The sequence below is a fragment of the Bacillus timonensis genome, assembly GCF_000285535.1.
GTDB classification, from domain to species: domain Bacteria; phylum Bacillota; class Bacilli; order Bacillales; family Bacillaceae_L; genus Ferdinandcohnia; species Ferdinandcohnia timonensis.
Genome location: NZ_HE610985.1, coordinates 1,198,328 through 1,218,370 on the forward strand (window position 1 = coordinate 1,198,328; position 20,043 = coordinate 1,218,370).

At 36.6% G+C, this 20,043-nt stretch carries 22 protein-coding genes; 9 read left to right on the plus strand and 13 right to left on the minus strand.

Annotation, left to right across the window (positions count from 1 at the left end; genetic code table 11):
- The first annotated feature begins 13 nt into the window (after positions 1–13).
- Complete coding sequence (gene fabI, locus BTHG_RS06250) at positions 14–793, plus strand: enoyl-ACP reductase FabI (protein ID WP_010283324.1); 780 nt, start codon at positions 14–16, stop codon at positions 791–793.
- 39 nt (positions 794–832) lie between these two features.
- On the opposite strand, the gene BTHG_RS06255 is transcribed toward fabI, so the two are convergent.
- Together BTHG_RS06255 and mgtE are read right to left on the minus strand one after the other, a co-directional pair.
- On the minus strand, positions 833–2,680 hold the full coding sequence (locus BTHG_RS06255; RefSeq protein WP_010283325.1) for a monovalent cation:proton antiporter family protein: 1,848 nt from the start codon (positions 2,678–2,680) through the stop codon (positions 833–835).
- A gap of 18 nt (positions 2,681–2,698) precedes the next feature.
- Positions 2,699–4,078: a magnesium transporter gene (gene mgtE / locus BTHG_RS06260; protein ID WP_010283326.1), complete on the minus strand. Its 1,380-nt coding sequence runs from the start codon at positions 4,076–4,078 to the stop codon at positions 2,699–2,701.
- 285 nt (positions 4,079–4,363) lie between these two features.
- Between mgtE and BTHG_RS06265 the strand changes: the two genes are divergently transcribed.
- Together BTHG_RS06265 and prpE are read left to right on the plus strand one after the other, a co-directional pair.
- On the plus strand, positions 4,364–5,539 hold the full coding sequence (locus BTHG_RS06265) for an FtsW/RodA/SpoVE family cell cycle protein (RefSeq protein ID WP_010283327.1): 1,176 nt from the start codon (positions 4,364–4,366) through the stop codon (positions 5,537–5,539).
- A 106-nt stretch (positions 5,540–5,645) separates the two neighbouring features.
- Positions 5,646–6,383, plus strand: a complete 738-nt coding sequence (gene prpE / locus BTHG_RS06270; protein ID WP_010283328.1) for a bis(5'-nucleosyl)-tetraphosphatase PrpE — start codon at positions 5,646–5,648, stop codon at positions 6,381–6,383.
- 223 nt (positions 6,384–6,606) lie between these two features.
- Here the strand turns inward: prpE and BTHG_RS06275 are convergent, their stop codons facing one another.
- The 4 genes from BTHG_RS06275 to BTHG_RS06290 form a co-directional block, all read right to left on the minus strand.
- On the minus strand, positions 6,607–7,506 hold the full coding sequence (locus BTHG_RS06275; RefSeq protein WP_010283329.1) for an RluA family pseudouridine synthase: 900 nt from the start codon (positions 7,504–7,506) through the stop codon (positions 6,607–6,609).
- Positions 7,507–7,706: 200 nt separating this feature from the next.
- Positions 7,707–8,501 (minus strand): NAD kinase, encoded by a 795-nt coding sequence (locus tag BTHG_RS06280; RefSeq protein WP_010283330.1) that lies wholly within the window; start codon positions 8,499–8,501, stop codon positions 7,707–7,709.
- A gap of 17 nt (positions 8,502–8,518) precedes the next feature.
- On the minus strand, positions 8,519–9,160 hold the full coding sequence (locus BTHG_RS06285; protein WP_010283331.1) for a GTP pyrophosphokinase: 642 nt from the start codon (positions 9,158–9,160) through the stop codon (positions 8,519–8,521).
- A 100-nt stretch (positions 9,161–9,260) separates the two neighbouring features.
- On the minus strand, positions 9,261–9,638 hold the full coding sequence (locus tag BTHG_RS06290) for a UPF0738 family protein (RefSeq protein WP_010283332.1): 378 nt from the start codon (positions 9,636–9,638) through the stop codon (positions 9,261–9,263).
- A 146-nt stretch (positions 9,639–9,784) separates the two neighbouring features.
- Here BTHG_RS06290 and BTHG_RS06295 point away from each other — a divergent pair, with 146 nt between their 5' ends.
- The 5 genes from BTHG_RS06295 (at position 9,785) to BTHG_RS27300 (ending at position 12,844) form a co-directional block, all read left to right on the plus strand.
- Positions 9,785–10,381 (plus strand): CYTH domain-containing protein, encoded by a 597-nt coding sequence (locus tag BTHG_RS06295; protein WP_010283333.1) that lies wholly within the window; start codon positions 9,785–9,787, stop codon positions 10,379–10,381.
- The gene (locus tag BTHG_RS06300) at positions 10,381–10,995 is read left to right on the plus strand and encodes a lytic transglycosylase domain-containing protein (protein WP_010283334.1); all 615 of its coding nucleotides are present in this window, start codon (positions 10,381–10,383) and stop codon (positions 10,993–10,995) included. Before BTHG_RS06295 ends, BTHG_RS06300 begins: the two co-directional genes overlap by 1 nt.
- Positions 10,996–11,154: 159 nt before the next feature.
- Positions 11,155–11,541, plus strand: coding sequence for a globin domain-containing protein (locus BTHG_RS06305; RefSeq protein ID WP_010283335.1), 387 nt, complete (start codon positions 11,155–11,157; stop codon positions 11,539–11,541).
- Positions 11,542–11,573: 32 nt separating this feature from the next.
- Positions 11,574–12,413 (plus strand): ClpXP adapter SpxH family protein, encoded by an 840-nt coding sequence (locus BTHG_RS06310; RefSeq protein ID WP_042341584.1) that lies wholly within the window; start codon positions 11,574–11,576, stop codon positions 12,411–12,413.
- A gap of 251 nt (positions 12,414–12,664) precedes the next feature.
- Positions 12,665–12,844 carry a hypothetical protein gene (locus BTHG_RS27300; RefSeq protein WP_010283337.1) on the plus strand — a complete coding sequence of 60 codons (180 nt, stop codon included), beginning with the start codon at positions 12,665–12,667 and terminating at the stop codon, positions 12,842–12,844.
- A gap of 34 nt (positions 12,845–12,878) precedes the next feature.
- Here BTHG_RS27300 and pepF read toward each other — a convergent pair whose 3' ends face one another.
- The 6 genes from pepF to BTHG_RS06345 form a co-directional block, all read right to left on the minus strand.
- The gene (gene pepF, locus BTHG_RS06320; RefSeq protein ID WP_010283338.1) at positions 12,879–14,702 is read right to left on the minus strand and encodes an oligoendopeptidase F; all 1,824 of its coding nucleotides are present in this window, start codon (positions 14,700–14,702) and stop codon (positions 12,879–12,881) included.
- A gap of 78 nt (positions 14,703–14,780) precedes the next feature.
- Entirely contained in the window at positions 14,781–15,902 is a 1,122-nt protein-coding gene (locus BTHG_RS06325; RefSeq protein ID WP_010283339.1) for a competence protein CoiA, read from the minus strand.
- Entirely contained in the window at positions 15,899–16,039 is a 141-nt protein-coding gene (locus BTHG_RS26680) for a hypothetical protein (protein WP_157256132.1), read from the minus strand. Before BTHG_RS26680 ends, BTHG_RS06325 begins: the two co-directional genes overlap by 4 nt.
- A 134-nt stretch (positions 16,040–16,173) precedes the next feature.
- The gene (gene mecA, locus BTHG_RS06335) at positions 16,174–16,842 is read right to left on the minus strand and encodes an adaptor protein MecA (RefSeq protein ID WP_010283340.1); all 669 of its coding nucleotides are present in this window, start codon (positions 16,840–16,842) and stop codon (positions 16,174–16,176) included.
- Between the two features lie 350 nt (positions 16,843–17,192).
- On the minus strand, positions 17,193–17,588 hold the full coding sequence (gene spxA, locus BTHG_RS06340) for a transcriptional regulator SpxA (RefSeq protein WP_010283341.1): 396 nt from the start codon (positions 17,586–17,588) through the stop codon (positions 17,193–17,195).
- 236 nt (positions 17,589–17,824) lie between these two features.
- Complete coding sequence (locus BTHG_RS06345) at positions 17,825–18,400, minus strand: GNAT family N-acetyltransferase (RefSeq protein WP_010283342.1); 576 nt, start codon at positions 18,398–18,400, stop codon at positions 17,825–17,827.
- Positions 18,401–18,544: 144 nt separating this feature from the next.
- On the opposite strand from BTHG_RS06345, the gene BTHG_RS06350 reads away from it, so the two are divergent.
- Positions 18,545–18,730, plus strand: a complete 186-nt coding sequence (locus BTHG_RS06350; RefSeq protein ID WP_010283343.1) for a hypothetical protein — start codon at positions 18,545–18,547, stop codon at positions 18,728–18,730.
- A 61-nt stretch (positions 18,731–18,791) separates the two neighbouring features.
- Here the strand turns inward: BTHG_RS06350 and BTHG_RS06355 are convergent, their stop codons facing one another.
- Complete coding sequence (locus BTHG_RS06355; RefSeq protein WP_010283344.1) at positions 18,792–19,991, minus strand: putative glycoside hydrolase; 1,200 nt, start codon at positions 19,989–19,991, stop codon at positions 18,792–18,794.
- Between the last annotated feature and the right edge of the window lie 52 nt (positions 19,992–20,043).

The window sequence follows — 20,043 nt, forward strand, 5'->3', positions numbered from 1 at the left end:
TATGGAGGTAAAAATGGAAGATTTAATTCAATTAGAAGGTAAAAATATCGTCGTAATGGGCGTAGCGAATGAAAGAAGTATTGCTTGGGGTGTCGCTGAATCCCTTTATAAAGCAGGAGCAAAAGTCATCTATACGTATCGATTAGATCGTTCACGCGAAAAACTTGAAAAACTACTTGAGAAATATAACTATCCAGCAGAAATGATTGTTAGATGTGATGTGAACAGTGATGAAAGCATCTCCCAGGCGTTTGCTGAAATCGGTGAAAAGGTAGGAACGATTCACGGTTTAGTACACTCGGTTGCATTTGCAAATGCAGATGACTTAAAAGGTGACTTTATCGATACATCAAGAGATGGTTATGCATTCGCTCAGGACACAAGTGCATATTCTTTAGTTGCAGCAGCAAGAGCTGCTCGTCCATATTTGGCAGATGATGCTTCAATTATCACAATGTCTTACCTAGGCGCGGTCCGTGCTCTTCCAGGCTATAATGTGATGGGAGTAGCTAAAGCTTCACTTGAAGCATGTGTAAGATACCTCACTTTTGATCTTGGAAAAGATGGAATCAGAGTCAATGCGATTTCCGCTGGTCCAATCAGAACGTTGGCTGCTAAAGGTGTACCAGGATTTAATGATATAATGAAAATGATTGAAGAAAAAGCACCACTTAAGCGAAATGTTACGAAAGAAGATGTTGGTAACATGTCCATCGCTATGCTAAGCAATCTTTCACGCGGTGTAACTGGTGAAGTAATCTATGTTGATTCTGGATATAATATTGTTGGATAAAAAAAGAGGGTGAACCAATAGCGTTCACCCTCTTTCCTTTTAAAATTCTAAATCGACTTTTAACTCATCCACATATTCTCTTGAGCCAGTAACGATTAACCGGTCACCTAGCTGAAGTTCAGTGTCACCATGTGGTACAATCGAGTCTTTACCTCTAAAGATTCGAACAAAGATGACATCTCCAGTAAACGGGAAATTCCGCAGCATTGTACCATCATATAGACTATTATTCATTTCAATTTGATACAAGGATTGCTCCTGATTCGTCAAGATTGTCATGATACTTGGCGCCTCAATTAATGCTCGAAGTAATGTATTTGTGGACATTAGTAATGAGAACACATCGATACCAAGTTCTTTGAGTTCCTCACCTAGTTCCCCAGATTCAATCCTCGCAATGACACGATCAACACCAATGTCCTTTGCAAATTTTGCAATTTCAGCATTTTGTTCATCAGATCCTGTTGTAATAACTAAAATATCTACATCAAACACATTCGTAGTCTTCAGATTTTCAATCGAGTAATCTTCAAGTCCCACAATATCGAATACAGAATCAGAATGCTTTTTATCAATCTTGTCCTGCATCGTGTGATAAATCGTCGTATCAAAGAGCTTTGAGTTCAAATCCCTTGTCACAGGTAATGACATTTGGTTTGCACCAATAAAGGCAACACGAATAACCGGTTCTTCATCCATTTGCTTTGGAAACAACTTTTTAAACCCTATTGGTGAAACAATACTTGCAATAACTGCAACTAAAATTAAGGCACCTGACATTCTATCATCAATGATTCCCATTTTTTCTCCAACTGTTGCTGCCGCGATGACTAGGGATAGAGTAGATGTTAACAAAGCACCTGCTCCAATTGTCGTTTTCCAGTCATACCATCGCTTAATATAGAGAATAGGTAGCATTTTTGAAATGACTAAAGCGATAAATAGTAACGGAATGAGTAATAAAATTTTAGGATCTTGGAAGAGTGCCCAGAGATCAAGTTCGACCCCAATCATTACGAAAAAGATTGGAATTAAAAATCCATAACCAAATGAATCAAGCTTTTGTACCATTTCATGATTTGGGGACAATAATGATACTAATACACCCGCTAAAAATGCCCCTAAGATATTTTCTGCACCGATTGTTTCAGACAGTGCAACAAGAATCATTATTAGAGCAAATATAGCTCTCGTACCAATTTGGATTGTTCCCTTTGACATCGTCTCAAGAAAAGAACGGTTTTGGAATCTTTTCCCGACAAAATAAAGAAGAATTCCTGCACCAAACAAGATTAACAGTAGCCACATATTGCTCTCTCCGCCACCATAAATAGAAGCAAAAACAGCCAGCAAAATCATTGTAACAAGATCAGCTACTACTGCAACTAGTAAGATAATCTGACCTATATTTGTTTTCATGATTTGGGCATCTTTTAAAGTTGGTACAACAACTCCTAAAGAAATTGTGGAAATGATTAAAGTCATTAAAAAGGCATTATCAGTAAAACCTGTCCACACGAATAAATAGGATAACAAAAGCGATAAAATAAAGATTCCAACAAAAACAACAACGGAAACAAGGAAAGTACTCGGTGCTTGCTTACCATTTGGTAGCTTTTGTCGCTTTTTACCTCCTGCAAAAGCAGTAAAGTCAATTTCTACTCCACTTAAAAACATTAAAAAGATAAATCCTAATGTGGATAATGTTTCAAGCCACATATCAGGTTCGACAACATCGAACCCACTTTTTCCGATAATAATCCCCATGATAATTTCAGCAACAACGACAGGGATTATCCGAAGTTTAAACCTATGTAGGATCAGTGGTGTTAAAAAAGCAACCACCATTACAATTACTAACGATGTTAATGAAGCACCATGTTCCATATTTTTCCCCCTTATTTATTAAACTAAATAGCCCATAAAAAAAGTTGCTAATCCAAAATAAATTAAAATACTAATAATATCATTGATCGTGGTAATAAAAGGTCCTGACGCAACCGCAGGGTCCACCTTTAAACGGTGCATCAGTAATGGTACGAGTGCACCAGCAAGAGTTGCTACAATCAATGTAAGCAAAATCGAAAATCCAACTAATAATCCGAGAAAGAAATCACCTTGCCAAAGATAAACAACTATCATTATTACCGTTCCACAAACGGCCCCAGTTATTACACCTGTCCCAGCTTCTCTTAAAATCAATAGCCACTTATTTTCTTCCTCGTCTTCACCAATTGCAATTCTTCGGACTGCAACTGCCAACGCTTGTGTTCCTGTATTACCTGCCATACCTGCAATTAACGGAATAAAAACTGCTAAAATTGCAACCTGATCTAAAGTTGCTTCAAATCGACCAATAAGACTTGCTGTTAACATACCTAGGAAAGATAAAATAATTAACCATGGCAATCTCTTTTTAGCAGAAGTAAGGATGTTTTTATCAGCAGAATCGACATCAGAAATACCTGCAAGTTTTGAGTAGTCATCTGAAGCTTCTTCATCCATAACATCAATAATATCATCGACTGTAATAATCCCTAACAAATGATTTTGAAAATCAACAACGGGAACTGCTAAGAAATTGTAGTCCTTCATTTTCCGTGCGACTTCCTCTTGGTCTTCACTGACGGACACCGATACAACACGATCATTCATAATTTCATGGATCATTGTATCGTCCTCACTTACAAGTAAGTCACGAATAGAAATAACTCCGACAAGCCGTTTTTCTTCATCTATAACATACACATAATAAATCGTTTCAGCACGTGGAGCTTCCTTTTTAAGGATATACATTGCTGATTTCACAGTTTGATTGGCATGTATCGCAATGAATTCAGTCGTCATAATACTGCCGGCAGTATATTCTTCATAATGAAGAAGCTGTTTTATTTCTCCAGCAGCTTCATCATCCATAATCGTTAAGTAGCTGGCTACCTGTTCTTTATCTAACTCATTTAAGACGTCAACTGCGTCGTCAGCATACATTTGTGAGAGCATATCGGCCACAAAGGTTGGATCCATCTCAGATAATAGCTCTTCGTATTCATGCTCATCTATTTCGAGGTTTTCAAACACCTCAGCCATTTCAGCTGGTGACAAAAAAAGATATACGTGCATTCTAGCATCTTTTGGCAACTTCGCGTAGAATTTTGCTCTTTCATATGGATGTATATCTAAAAATAAAGTTCTAAACTGGTCAATATCCTCATTTTCAAGCGCTGTAAGCAATTGTTCATTTTCTAATTGTTGTTGTTCTTTTTCACTTACTTCTTGTTGTACCATATTCATTCCCCCCTTACCATTCAAAAAATCAAAACTTAACATTCATTTCATAAAATGTAACATACGACCATTTACTTTTATTAGCAATATGTATATGATATTTTTTTAGGATGCCGTTATCTTATGATTTGCAATCAATCAAAAATAAGCTAAGATAGAATTGGCCCTTCTAATGCGCTAGAGGCGTCTTGGGCTAAATAACTAAAACATAAAATTGGATATTGAATTATACCCTGTTTTCTATGATATTAAACTCGCGCCTGATTAGAAAGGATTTTTTTATCCATGAATAAAGAAAATACTCCACAAAAAATTGATTATACATTGTTGTTTATTTTGTTTCTAATTGCAATCGTTAGTGCCATTGCCATTCAAAGTGCACAACCTTTTTTACCAGAAAAACTTAAAAACATCAATTTTGCTGCCCAACAGCTTCAATGGTACGTGATTGGAATCGTAGCAATTATAGGAACAATGGTAATCGATTTTGATCGATTTAAAATGATTTCCTGGTATTTATATGGTTTCGGAATGTTTTTATTATTAGGTTTATTTTTAGAAAAATTTATTAGTGTTCCGTTTGCTACGACAATCAAAGGAGCAACAAGCTGGTACTCCTTTCCAGGTCTAGGTAATTTCCAGCCATCAGAATTAATGAAAATCTTTTTAATCATAGTCCTAAGTAAAATTATTGTAGACCATCGTGAAAAATATCCTATTAACACGGTAAAAGATGACTTGCTACTTATTGGAAAGATATTACTTGCCTCTGCCCCACCTATTTTTTTATTAGTGAAACAGCCAGATATGGGTATGACCATGGTCTTTATGTCAATTATTGCAACAATGATTCTTGTAGCCGGAATTAAATGGAGAATTATTTTTGCAGCTCTTTTTTCAGCTGTATTTGCAGTTTCTCTAGGTGTTTTTCTATACTTCAACTTTCCGGATTTTTTCTTTAAATATATTATCCAGGACTACCAGATGGATCGATTTTATGGCTGGCTTACACCTTGGGATACTGCAGGTAATGAAGGACATCAATTAGTCCGCTCCATGCTCGCAATTGGATCTGGCCAGTTAAACGGCAAAGGCTTCCAGGAATCAGAGGTTACCATTCCTGAAGGGCATACTGATTTTATCTTTGCAGTTGTTGCAGAACAATTTGGATTCGTCGGAGCAAGTGTTGTTATTTCTTTATTCTTCTTATTAATCTATCGAATGATTCATATTGCACTTGAAAGTCACGACCCATATGGCAGTTATCTATGTGCAGGTGTAATAGGAATGATCACATTCCAAGTGTTCCAAAACGTTGGAATGACAATTGGAATCCTACCAATTACAGGCCTTCCGTTGCCGTTCGTCAGCTATGGCGGAAGCTCCCTTGCCACCTACATGATTGCAATTGGGATTGTACTCAATGTTCGTTCAAGGACGAAGAAGTTTATGTTCGATTAACTTTTATTGAGTGAAGCCAAAGTTCGTCTTGATGAATAAATAAAATCACGCCAATCGTCTTATAATAGGGGGAGTGGCGTGATTTTTTTATGGAAAGGTGTTTATGATGAAAATCGATGTGATTGGTGACATCCATGGTTGTTATCAGGAGTTTAAAGAGTTAACGACGTCGTTAGGTTATTCATGGGAAAGTGGTCTTCCATTACATAGCGAGCGAGAACTTGCTTTTGTTGGAGATTTAACAGATCGGGGCCCAGAGTCTTTGCGGGTGATTGAAGTCGTTTATGATCTAGTGGTTCAGGTTAAAAAGGCATATTATGTGCCTGGTAACCACTGTAATAAACTATATCGTTTTTTAATTGGGAACAAGGTCCAAACCACTCATGGCCTAGAAACAACCGTCGCAGAGTATGAAGCATTGAATAAAAAAGAGCAAGCATCGATTCGAAATCAGTTTATCGAATTATATGAAGGAGCACCACTATACGAAAGATTAGACGGTGGGAAACTAGTTATTGCTCACGCTGGGATACGGGAAGATTATATCGGTCGTAATGATAAAAAGGTAAAAACATTCGTGTTATACGGAGATATTACCGGTAAGAATAATCCAGACGGAACACCTGAAAGACGAGATTGGGCTAAGCATTATAAAGGTTCTCCCTGGATAGTATATGGACATACTCCAGTGAAGGAACCAAGGTGGGTAAATCATACGGTAAATATTGATACAGGATGTGTTTTTGGCGGAAATTTAACTGCACTAAGGTATCCTGAGATGGAAACAGTGGCTGTACCTTCGTCGATGCCATACGTGGCGGAGAAGTTTCGTGAATTAGGGTAGATAGTAAATGGGATGCATGGAATTTCGAACGGTGATAAACAAAGGGCTTTTTTTCTTATTTTTCGAATCTTCGATAACCGCATGATTCTCCCCTTGTCGATTGTTTTTCGACTATTCGATATTACCATTTAGACGGTTTCCGAGATACCATTTATCAAAATTTTCGACTCACTTATATCCTGATATACCTATCCAAACCACAGATCCAACACAAAAGCGACCTCTATAAGGTCGCTTTTTTCAGTAACTCTTTCATATCTTCAGGGAGTTCCGCATGAAAGACTATCTCTTTTTTATCCATTGGGTGAAAAAATCTAAGTGTTCGGCAATGGAGTGCTTGACGCTTAATCGCTACCTTCTCTCCCCCATACAAATCATCTCCTACAATTGGATGACCGATATGAGAAAGGTGAACACGAATTTGATGGGTTCTACCTGTTTCAAGTTGTAACTGAATATGTGACCAATCACCAAGCTCTTCTATAACTTTAAAATGAGTAACCGCCCTTTGTCCATCCTCTCGCACCTGGCGCTCGATGATACTATCGTCTTTCCTACCAATTGGTGCATCAACAGTCCCCAGCTCCTCATCTAACACACCATGAACGACCGCTTCATAGGTCCTTTTTAATTTGCCTGCTTTTTGTTGTTCAGATAATAAATGATGGATATGACGATGCTTGGCAACTAGTAGTAATCCAGAAGTATCCCGATCAAGTCGATTCACTAAGTGAACCGTCGCATTAAGACCTATAGATTGATAGTAATACAATAGTGCATTCGCTAAACTGCCAGTTGAACTATCACGGGATGGAATCGACTGCTGGTGTGGTGGTTTGTTCACCACTAGTACGTAAGGGTCCTCATAGACTATACATACTGGTAGGTTTTCAGGCGTTAACTCAACACTTGGTTCCTCAGGTGGAAATACTACTCTTAGTACCTCGCCTTCCATTAAACGGTGCCGAACCGTTACAGGGGAGCCATTGATAAAAATGCCGCCACCCGCAAACTTAATGTCTGTGAGAGCCGTTTTTGAAATAGCCTGCTCTCTTAAAAACTCTTTCACAATTTTTCCTGTATCTCGAGATATTATCTTCCATTCAAGTGTAAATGCCGCCAAAATACTCTTTCCTTTCCAATTGTCCAGCTACGGCTCGTAGCGACTTGCAAGACTTCCCGCACCTTTCCTACGATAAGCTCAACATCGGCTCACTTCGCTCACCGTGTTTCCTTTATCTCCTTAAGAAATATAGACCAAAAACGTCCATCCTGTAGTCCTCAGTCCGTACGTCGCTAAACGGAAACCTTTCGCATTTTGCGTTAATCCGAAATAAATGAGTCACGTACCCTTTTCCAAAATGGGAAGGGGCGAAAACGTGCAAAACGGACTTTTTCAGGTGCCACGCGGCATTGAATGGATTTCACATCCTTGTGTAAAAGGGTTAAATGGTCAATCGTAATATGAAAATCAACGTCATTCACTGGTTTCATCAAGATGGTATGATGGTTCGGTAAAATCAAGGGTGAACCAACCGTTCGGAATACACGATTATTAATCGAAGCCATCTCCGCTACCTGTATTGCCTCAATTGATGGATGTAAAATGGCACCACCGAGCGCTTTATTATACGCAGTACTTCCAGATGGTGTTGAAATACATAAACCATCCCCACGGAATGTTTCGAAAAGCTGACCCTTGATTTCAAGATCCATTACAAGTGATCCTTCTACACTTTTTACTGTACATTCATTCAACGCAAGATATCTAGACTCGCGCCCACCATTAATATAACGGATATAAATCTCGAGTAAAGGGTATTCGACCACCTGATATGGGGTTTTCGCAATTGCAATCACTAGTTTTTCAATTTCTTCTGGAACCCAGTCCGCATAGAAACCAAGATGTCCTGTGTGAATCCCGACAAATGCAGTTTTATCTAATCGACTGCGGTAACGGTGAAAGGCATATAATAGTGTTCCATCTCCGCCAACAGTAACGACAATATCTGGTTGGTCCTCATCATATGTGAGCCCGAAGTCCATTAAATACGTTTTTATTTTATGCATTAATGTATTCGAGTTCGAGTCACCTCTCGAAGTTACAGCAAATTTCATGTTTTACACCCTATCTATCAAGTTTTATCAGAATCATTGCTATCCGTTTTTCTAGAAAAAATGACTTGTGCTTCTTGAATCTCACCACGTATTTTGGACATTTCCTCATCAAGTAAAAATGCAGCCTCTGCTGCTCGTTGTAAGCGATGTTCGATTTCTTCTGGAAACCTGCCTTTATATTTATAGTTTAAGGAGTGTTCGATTGTTGCCCAAAAGTTCATAGCAAGTGTGCGAACTTGTATTTCTACTAATATTTTTTTCTCTCCACTAATAGTCTGAACGGGATATTTAATTACAAGATGATAGGAACGATATCCACTATCTTTCTTTTTGGTGATATAATCTCGTTCTTCAATGATTTCAAAATCATTCCGCATCTTTAATAGTTCAACTACCAGCTTGATATCATCCACAAATTGACACATCATTCTAAGTCCAGCGATGTCTTGCATTTCTTCTTCAATTCTGTCAAGCGGAATGCTTTTCTTTATTGCTTTATCTAAAATACTAGGGATTGGCTTTACTCTTCCTGTTACAAATTCGATTGGGGAATGGGTACCTTGCATTTCGAATTGGGCTCTCATTCCTTTAAGCTTTATTTTCAGCTCATCAACAGCTTGTTTGTACGGAGCCAAAAAAAGATCCCAGTCTTTACTCATAATAGCCCCCCATTTATCTTCGCAAACTTTGTTGCTCTTTTCACCGTTGGTTTTCACAGCAGGTGGACGTTTTCCGCTTCAACCAACATAGAGTCTTAACTTATTCAGATAAAAATGTTTTTTCTACGAGGTCAACCATCTCAGATCCGTAATTGGAATTACCTTCAATGTTTTGTAAAAGGTATTCCAATTCAGGAATGATATCGGTTAGTTCGAGTTCGTTGTGTTCTAGACGTAAAATAACTTGTTGTTTTTCATAAATCACATTTTTCAGTGATGGCCATATATCTGATGGCAAGCTCACATATATAAATTCGTGCTCATTTTCAAGCTTGTAAATAAATGCAAGCGAATCGGAATCAACCAACATTTGACCACTAGCTTGCAATCCTGCCGTGTCAAAAGCTATATTGTCCGCCATAAGCTCTAATCTGTTGTTAGAATAATTAAAATGACTAATTTCAATACGTTTTTGCATCAGTTATCTCCTTTTTCTCATTTCCAAATCCACACTTATTTTATCATATGTTCATCAATTCGATAAAGAAACTGCAAATCATTTCCTAAAAAAGTACACACGCAAATGATATAATAAAACAAACTGTAATAAAGGACGATGAAATTATGTCACAAGAGCTTGAGATTGAATTTAAAAATATTCTTGAAGAAACTGAATACCAGCGGTTACTTAAAGTATTCTCAATTGACGATACCAAAAAAGTTTTTCAAGAGAATTTTTATTTTGATACACCTGAGTTTGCGTTAAAAAATCAAGGGGCTGCCCTCCGTATCCGTGAGAAAAAAGGAACATATACACTCACATTAAAACAACCTGTTACTCGTGGTTTACTTGAGACCCATCAAATTTTGACTGCAGAGGAAGCAAAACAAATGCTCGATGGTGGGCACATCATCGCGGGTGAAGTGGCTTCTATTTTAAAAAAGTTATCAATTGAACCCACAGATGTAACATTCTTTGGCTCTCTTAAAACGAGCCGGGCAGAAGTTGAATATAAAAATGGCTTACTCGTACTGGATAAGAGTTACTATTTAAACAAAACCGATTTCGAGGTAGAATATGAAGTAACTGATGAGTTATGCGGAAAAATAGTTTTTCAAGAGCTATTACAACAATACAATATACCTATTCGTAAAACAGATAATAAAATTCGTAGATTTTATAATCGTAAGAAACAAATTCTACTAGGAGAGGAACTCTAATGAAAATAGATTTTAAAGTATTGATGGAGCTCCAGGCATTACGAAATGTTTCAACAACAGATACATCACCTAGTGATAATGACAGTTCCTTATTTAAGGACATGCTATTACAGCTGATGTCCAGCTCATCTAGTTTGCCAACTGAGAGTATTAGATCAAAAGTCAATCCTTCGTCTCTATATGCTAATAAGCATTATATGCCGTTAGACATTTCCAATACAGAACCATTAACGGCTTCTAACAGTATTAATGAATTGATTCAAAATGCTGCACAAAAGTACAATGTTGATGCCCGCTTAATAAGCTCTGTTATAAAACATGAGTCTAATTTTAATCCGAATGCAAAGAGCCATGCAGGTGCTACTGGTCTCATGCAATTGATGCCTGCTACAGCTAGAGGTTTAGGGGTGACCAATTTAACTGATCCTGCTCAAAATATTGAAGCAGGGACAAAGTACCTTCGCAATATGTTAGACCGCTATAACGGAAATACTTCACTTGCGCTTGCTGCCTATAACGCAGGGCCAGGTAATGTCGATAAGTATGGTGGTATCCCACCCTTTAAAGAAACGCAAAATTATGTAAGAAAAGTAACAGAAACCTATATCGGATGATAGCTGAGCTCTTCCTGCCTTTACAGGAAGAGCTTCTTCTTTTTGATACTTCCGATGGTAATTCCATAAATTTCATTTCACTAAAAGTGCGCTTTATTTGAGTTAATTACCTTCCATTGATAAAATGTTAGTACATTAGTTATTAAAGGAGTCACCTGAATGTCTGAAAATCTTATACCACCATATGAAGCTATTGGGGGAGAGGAAACTCTGTCTCAACTTGTTGATGCTTTTTACAAGCGAGTCGGGAATCATCCTGATTTAGTCCCCATTTTCCCTGACGATTTAACAGAAACGGCTCGTAAGCAAAAACAATTTTTAACACAATTTTTAGGTGGTCCGCCTCTATACTCTTATGAGCATGGTCACCCAATGCTACGGGCTAGACATCTTCCATTTCCAATCACACCAAAGCGTGCAGATGCATGGCTTTCATGTATGAGTGCTGCGATGGATGAGATAGAGCTTGATGGTGCAATAAGAGAATTATTTTACGATAGGCTGATACTAACAGCTCAACATATGATAAACACTCCTGACGAGTAGAAAGGGGTAAGGTCTTGAAACAAATTGAAAATATGGGATCCAATCATTCATCAAGCAATCGGCCGTTGGAAATCTATATGTTTATCGATCCACTATGTCCTGATTGTTGGGCACTGGAACCCATTTTAAAAAAGCTAACAATTGAGTATGGACGGTATTTCACAATTCGCCATATTTTAAGTGGGCGCCTTGCTTCCCTTAATATTCAAAAGAAGAAAAAGCCTGCTGATTTGGCGCAGGTCTGGGAACGCACTGCTAGTAGGTCTGGAATGTCATGTGATGGAAGTCTCTGGCTTGAAAATCCAATATCAGCTCCCCATTTGGTCTCTATTGCGATAAAAGCCGCTGAGTTGCAAGGAAAAAAAGCAGGGATTCGTTTTTTAAGAAAACTACAGGAAAATCTATTTCTTGAAAAACGTGATATTTCTACTGTAGATGTCTTAATGTCGTGTGCAGAAGAAGTTGAACTTGATGTGAATGAATTTTCAAATGATCTTCACTCATCAAGCGCAGCAAAAGCATTCCAATGTGATTTGAAAATCACATCTGAAATGGAAGTGGAAGAAATTCCCACACTTGTTTTCTTCAACGAAAATATTGAAGAAGAAGGATTGAAGATTACTGGTTGCTATCCATATGAAATGTATGTTCATATTATTTACGATATGCTGGGTGAAAAAATAAAACCCACTCCACCGCCACCATTGGAGCTTTTCTTAAAATACTTTAAATTCGTTGCCTCAAAAGAAATTTCAGTTCTGTATGATTTATCTATACAAGAAGTCGAACGTGAAATGAAAAAACTAATATTAAAGCAAAAAGTTGAACAAGTTCCTGTTAAATACGGAACCTTCTGGAGATATATAGAATAACAAAAAAGACTTGGAACAAATTGGTCCAAGTCTTTTTTCTATTTCAATAAAGGGGATGGGAGAAATTTCACTTCAAACAAAGGGGTGTTGTTTGTGTGATTACTTCTTGACTACATAATAGCAAGATTGATAACCCTTTTCAACTATTTGTACATTTTTTCACAAAGTTGTCAAATTCCTATTCTTAATACTTACGCTTGGACATAAATATAGAATATGAAACTTCCATTCAATGTAAGGAGGTATCGGGAATGAGGAAAATTGGGTTGATAATCGGGAGTTTTATGATCATCGTCACCTTTGGATTAAACATATTGGGTTTAATGAAATTGATTCCCCTCTATATCACAACCCCTCTTTTATTTCTTTCATTACTCGTGACACTTGTTATTTATAATCATCGAAATCGATTCAGGGGTTTTCGTCAATAGGTTAGGGGCATCCAGCTTGGACGCCCCCTATACTTTATTTCTTCTCTAATAATTTTTCCATCTCGGTTAGTGTAGCTTCAAATACCTTACAAGCTTCTTTAATTGGTTCTGCAGAAGTCATATCTACACCGGCGTTTTTTAGCACTTCGATTGGATAATTAGAACTTCCTGCTTTTAAGAAATTGTTAATGTAACGATCAACAGCAGGCTTGCCTTCTTCTAAAATTTGTTTACTTAGTGCAGTTGCAGCACTATAACCAGTTGCATACTGATACACATAATAATTATAGTAGAAATGCGGAATTCGAGACCATTCCAAACCAATCTCATCATCCACTACAATGTTTGTACCAAAGTATTTTTTATTAAGCTCATAATACATTTCCGTAAACAAATCGGGAGTTAATGCTACTCCTTCTTGTGCTTTCATATGAATCATATGTTCAAATTCAGCAAACATTGTTTGACGGAATACAGTTCCTCTAAAGCCTTCAAGCTGATGATTTAAAAGATATAATCTCTTTTGGTCATCATCAATTGTTTTTAATAAATAGTCACCTAAGAGTGCTTCATTACAAGTGGAAGCAACCTCTGCAACGAAAATAGAGTAGTTTCCATAAGTGTATGGTTGGTTATTTCTAGTATAGTAACTATGAACAGAGTGTCCAAATTCATGGGCTAACGTGAAAAGATTGTTAACATTATCTTGCCAGTTCATAAGGATATAAGGATTTGTCCCATATGTCCCGGATGAATATGCTCCACTTCTCTTCCCTTTATTTTCATGAACATCCACCCAACGATTAGAAAAGCCTTCTTTTAATACATTTAAATAATCTTCACCTAATGGAGAAAGCCCGTTTAGGATATATTCTTTAGCCTCCTCATAGGTGACATCCATTTTTACATCTTTCACAAGTGGTGTGTATAGGTCATACATATGAAGCTCATCCACACCTAGTGCCTTTTTACGCAGGTCGACATAGCGATGTAAAAGTGGCAAATTATCATTGATTGTATTCACAAGATTGTCATAAACTGTTTCAGGAATATTATTGCTACTTAAGGCAGCTTCACGGGCTGATTGATAATTTCGAATACGAGCATTAAAATTATCCTTTTTAACAGTGCCGCTTAAAGTACTACCAAAGGTATTTTTAAATTTCCCGTACGTGTCATACACCGCTTTAAAAGCTTCTTCTCTCACACGTCTATCAGAACTTTCAAGAAAACGGATATAACGACCGTGTGTAATTTCAACCTCTTCCCCGTTCTCATCCTTGATAGATGGGAATGTTAAATCAGCGTTATTTAACATTCCAAATGTGTTGCTTGAAGAGTCCATTACTTCATAGGCTTGTGCAAGTAGGGCTTCTTCTTTTGCCGATAAAACATGTGGACGTTCACGGTTAATATCATGTAAGGCATGTTCATAAATCTTTAATTCTTCTTTTTCACCTAAAAACGATTTAATTTTTTCCTCATCAACAGATAGAATTTCAGGAACGATAAAAGCAAGTGCACTACCAACTTGTGTATAAAGATTTGTTGCGCGGTCATATAAACCTTGATATTTCGAATTTGATGTATCTTGATCATTGCGCATATGTGCATATGTAAATAATTTCCCCATTCGTAAGGAAATCGCATCTTGATAAGCAAGTGCCTCATAAAGCTTATCTGCAGACTCACCCAGCTTACCTTGGAAGGCTTCAATCCCAGGAATCATTTCTTTTATTTCTTTAAATTCCTTTTCCCATTCTTCGTCTGAAGCAAAAATATCTTCTAATCTCCATGTATCCTGCTCGGCAATTTCACTCCGGTTTGGGAGCTTCTTAACAGTTGATTGTTCAGCCATTTTATAAACCTCCTATTTCCTATTCCTTAAAAAGTATTCGATACCTTATTGATTATCTCCTTTTTTTATAGAAAAAGTTTAAATTTTGAATTTTTTAATATAGTCCTTACCAATATTATGTTTTACCATTCCATCTTCTTCATGCTTTCCAACACTTACCATGTGTTTTTCCAAAAAAGTTTCATCCATTTTAAAGGCATCCTCTAGATTAGAAGGTATGTGAAAGTCTCTTATCTTTTGATATTTTGTTTTCGTGTGTTGTTTTAATATCCCGAAAGCTATAAGTGATTGTAGATATTCTTCAATAGCAATAGAATATTGTGTATGAAAAACTAACGGCAGCTGTCTGATTACAATATCCTTTGAAGAAATTCTCTTTGAAATCACCTCCATTACTGTAGAAAAAAAGAAGGTATCCCCTATTCGAAGTAAGAGCAAAAGATCAAGCAAAATCCACATTTGCCATATCATTGGTGGTGTATGGAACCAATAACCTGATTTAACAGGTACCCCCGCTTCAGCCGGGATATAGGACGGCGGTATTCGCTCTTGATACAAGGTAGTTAAAAATGAAGCAAGTTGATTGGTTGAATATGCGGAGTAACATAGTCTCCACGTATGTTTTTTCCTTACCCACGAATTTGGCATGGTAAACATAGAATTGTCCAATACTAGTAGCCTTGAAAAAGATATCACATTCTCTTTATAAAAGTTTATTGAACAAAAGGTTTCACTTGTTGTAAAAGGTTGTAAATTGGATAGTTTTACAAATGTAGAGGTAGTAGGGCAGTAATATAGGATACTAGGTTGAATTGGTTGATTGAAGGATGTAGCAAAAAGCCATTGAAATGGTGAAAGTCGCACAGAAGATGCGGATATTCGTTTAAACCATTTTGCGCCTAGAATCCAAATGGGTACAATTCCTATATTTTTATAAGAATCTGATCTCTTTTTAAATAATTGGTAATCGATTTGAGAGCATTGGTACTCAATAGCATACCGTTTGTTTTCGAGGGTTACTAGAAGGTCTGGGCGTTGTGAAATGTCGGGTAAAAATGGCTCGAGCTTAACATCATAGCCTTGTGCTTGAAACCAATGATAAAGCTGTCTTTTACCATTAAGGTGGTATTCAGTCTCAGGTTCGGTTTTAACCGTGCATTCCGCTCCCTTAAGATGTGCAAAATGGTGTGTTTTTTTCATACCCGCTTTAAGCTGTACTTTGTTACGACACGCGGGACAAAAAAGATTTCACTGCTACGAAGTTCAAGCAAACTTGAGCGCTCCCATTTTTCCGCTAATGAAATATATTCTCCATTTTCACGTAATGCAACAAACACGGCATCAACTCCTTATTCTATTTATTGCTTGCCCTTTAAAATTAGCATAGTTGTTATGTATGTACAATTTAAAAATTATGAACTTTTTACGCAAATCAAAAAAGCCGATTCCACGAAATGAAATCGACTTTTCCTTAGAGTGAGAAATATTTAACCATTTCTTCTAGCGCATTCTCATTAATAATCTTTTTACCATACTCTTCAATTCTATGAACAGATAATGCTGATTCTTGCCCATACTCCAAGACGATACTAAGCATGTCTTCAAGTTCATCCTCTGTGTAGACTTCCTCATTGAACTCAATGAATAAGTAATACTTATTTTCAAATGAGTACAATGAATTATTAAGTCCCTCAAGTTGGATACGATGTGCAAGTGAAATCACATCTTCAAAATCATTAAATCGAATTAAAAATTGAAAGTTTTCTTCCTCAAATTCCTCAACAAAATCCTTGTCTTCGTATTTGGAATGAAATTGTTGATCGAGTAAAGATTCAATCTTTTCGTCAACTGGAATTTTATCATCGCCAACAGGAAGCTCATATTTGTTCCCATCTTTAGATAGCTGTGCTCGTGTAACAAGAACCTCTAACCCTTTTTCTAACGCCTGGACTTGGATCCATAGTGGACCATCAATCGTGAATTCTTCTTCCTGGTGGATTTCGTCCATCATTTCCCAAAAGAGCTCTTCACTTCGCTCCCGGTTATACCAGATTTCTTCACGTTCAAATCCACGTTGTTCTATGTCATTATATGAAATATAGAATTTTACTGTATGTTCGTTGATTCTTTCGATTTCCATTACAGAACCTCTCCCTTCTTGCTCAGATTTTTGAAGGGACGTTATACCCCCGAGCCAGATGCCCTTTTATTCACTTTTCCCATAATTGCTGTAGAATAATCTCAGTCTAGAAAAAAGCCTATGTCTTGTACTTTTATTTTATGTTAAAAGATATAAGAATGGAAATAAAAAAGATGATTTTTACAAAAACAGTTAATCTGCCCGGTTTTCATTCATTCCATGAATGTGGTTAAGTTTATTTGGGTGCCTTCTGTTTTGTACCATTATAATACGAAATACGAAAGAAAACGAGGAAAATGTCCTATTAAAGAAAAAAACTTCCACAAATTTATTGTAGAAGTTTCTTGATGTTAGTTTACTAATCGTTGTGCTTCTTTTAGTTGGAAGGTACGAACTTTTCTCGGTAGGAATCGGCGAATTTCGTCCTCATTATATCCAACTTGAAGTCTTTTTTCATCGATGATAATTGGTCGACGAAGAAGACCCGGATTGTCTTGAATTAATTTGTATAAATCCTGAAGAGGCATTGTCTCAAGATTTACATTTAATTTTTGGAATACTTTAGAACGAGTTGAAATAATTTCATCTGTTCCATCTTCCGTCATACGTAAAATTTCTTTGATCTCTTCGATTGAAAGAGAATCTGAAATAATGTTTCTTTCTTGGAATGGAATATGATTTTCCTCTAACCATGCCTTCGCTTTACGGCAGGAAGTACAGCTTGGAGAAGTATAAAGAGTAACCATTAACCTTATCACTCCCTTAAAAGTAGATTATTACTTAACAATCAGCATGATTGGTCATGGATGTATATGCTAAATTAAAATTAATTTAATTAAGTAATTTCTTTAATTATTATACCTCAAATTTTCTGAGAAAGATAGACAATTTTGAAGAAAACTTTAGAATCATGAAAACCTTATAGTTCTTTGGCTCTATTATGGAAAGTAATTAAAAATCACTGCTCTTTTCATAGCAAAACTCACTCATTTTTTAATATATCCCGATTATCATTATTATCGTTAAATGATAATACTTGATCAACATCTTGGTAAGATTCCCCATAAAATTCTTTATCCTTGTATTTATGAATTTCTTCATATGTTTCTCTCATTGCTTGATATATACTTTCTTCAGATTCGTTTGTCGGTGACCAATAAAGAATCTCCATTTGATTTAATTCATTTGTTGCCAAAGATTTTCGTTCATAACCAATTGAAGAAGCATGTTCAAAACCTTCTCGCTTATAAAATTTCAGCCTTTTTCCAGTGTCTGTATCTTCATAGTTGACTGGTTCAACTTCAAGGATAATCGGTTTTCCTTTTTTCTTTAATTTTTCGATAAGTTTATGCCCTAGACCTTGTCCACGGGACTCTTTTGAAACAAAAAGGTAATCAATAAAGATAAAATGCTCAAGTTCAGCATACATGAGGACATGGTATGGTCCTTCGTCTTTGTAGTAAATGTCCCCTTTTTCCTTCAATAGTGTTTCCATATGTTCTTTAGATTTCATTTCTTCAATTGGAAAATACTGATTTAGTTTCTCATACCAGTTCATACATCTGCTCCTTGTACTTTTTATAAAACAACCTTAGTGTATGCAAGTTACATGATTTTGTTCTAATTTTAAATATTCCCTCTTTTATTAAGAGTAAACTTGGAATAGAATAGAAATAAGGTTAATCGAATCGGAGGGATATTCATGGCAAGTTACATAATGGATTTAGGTCTTATTGCTGTTCTGGTCATTGGTATTACTGCTTTGATGGGTGTTATGGCAAACGGTGTTGGGGAAAGAGTATTTGGAGGCAAATCTGGTTCTACTATTGTAAATCGTGATTTACAAGTAAAAGCTGGTTGGAAAAGCGTTGGCGGAAGAAAAAAATAAAAAGTGATAGCTGGTCCAACATTTTGGGACCAGCTTTTTTCTAATTTTTAGACGAGCCTTTTTATGGTGTATAATCTACACCTTTTGTATAGCTGTTAGCCGCATTCCATAGTAAGAACTCATTGATTCCTTGGTCTTGCAAGCCTTTAATTTGGGCTTCTATTTCCTCTTTTCCATATACTGTGTAATTACCCTTTCCAAGCCAGCTTGCTGTGAAATCTTGCAGCCACGGTCTTGAAATCGGTCTATTTTCAATTTGATTAAGCTTTTGATTTTCGACTTTTGCATATTCAGAAACCAAGCGATATGGTTCTATGTCAGGACGAGGTATTCCAAAATAAGACGTCCAATGACTAGGATAAATCATCGATGAAATAACATCCACATGCTCTGATATTTTTGAGAAGTTTTGGCCGATACCAGGAGCCTCTGGTAAAGTTGCGGTATATCCAAAAATATCAACCGAAACCTTGACATTATATGGCTCTAATTTTTCTTTCGCATATGCTACAAAATCCGTAACAGCGGCTACTCGTTTTTGAACATTCGTAAGACTCGATTGTTCATATTCCCCATAGTCATAAGTTAAGGAACGATCCCTTTTCTCAAATCCTTCAGGAAAGCGAACATAGTCAAATTGAATCTCTTGGAATCCAAGTTTCGCTGCTTCAATAGCAATTCCCACGTTATGATCCCAAACCTCTTTTAAAAAAGGATTAACAAACGCTTCCCCTCGTCCATTCGTCCAAACCTTATCTCCATCTTTAAACGATAATTCCGGTCGTTGCGTTGCTAATACAGAGTCCTTAAATACAACAACCCTTGCGATTGGATAAATTTGCTTCTCTTCAAGCTTTTTAAGCATGGCTGTCGGGTCTTTAATATAATCCTTGCTAATGCTTTTATATGGTGAACCCTCAGGTGGCACATATGTTAAATATCCAAAGTCATCCTTTACATCAATAACCATTGCATTTAGGTCAGTCCCATCTATTAATTGCACAAGCTGAGAAAAACGATCACCCCCAGCTGAATGGGCAGATGCATATATCCCTCTAATTGCGTCTGGGTATTCAAAATGATACCCAGAATTAAATTCAAAACGGGTTACCATTTCGGGGATTGTTTTTTTGGGCATTTCCAATTTGCTTGTTGGATGAGAAACCATAGGAAAAATTTGATTTTCTGCTGAACCAGCTTGGTTTACATAAAAAATACCAAAAACAATAATAATCACTAGAAAAGAGATATTCTTTTTCATGTGTTCCTCCTTCCTTCTTACTAATGTCATTGTAAATGAATTTTCCAGGAAA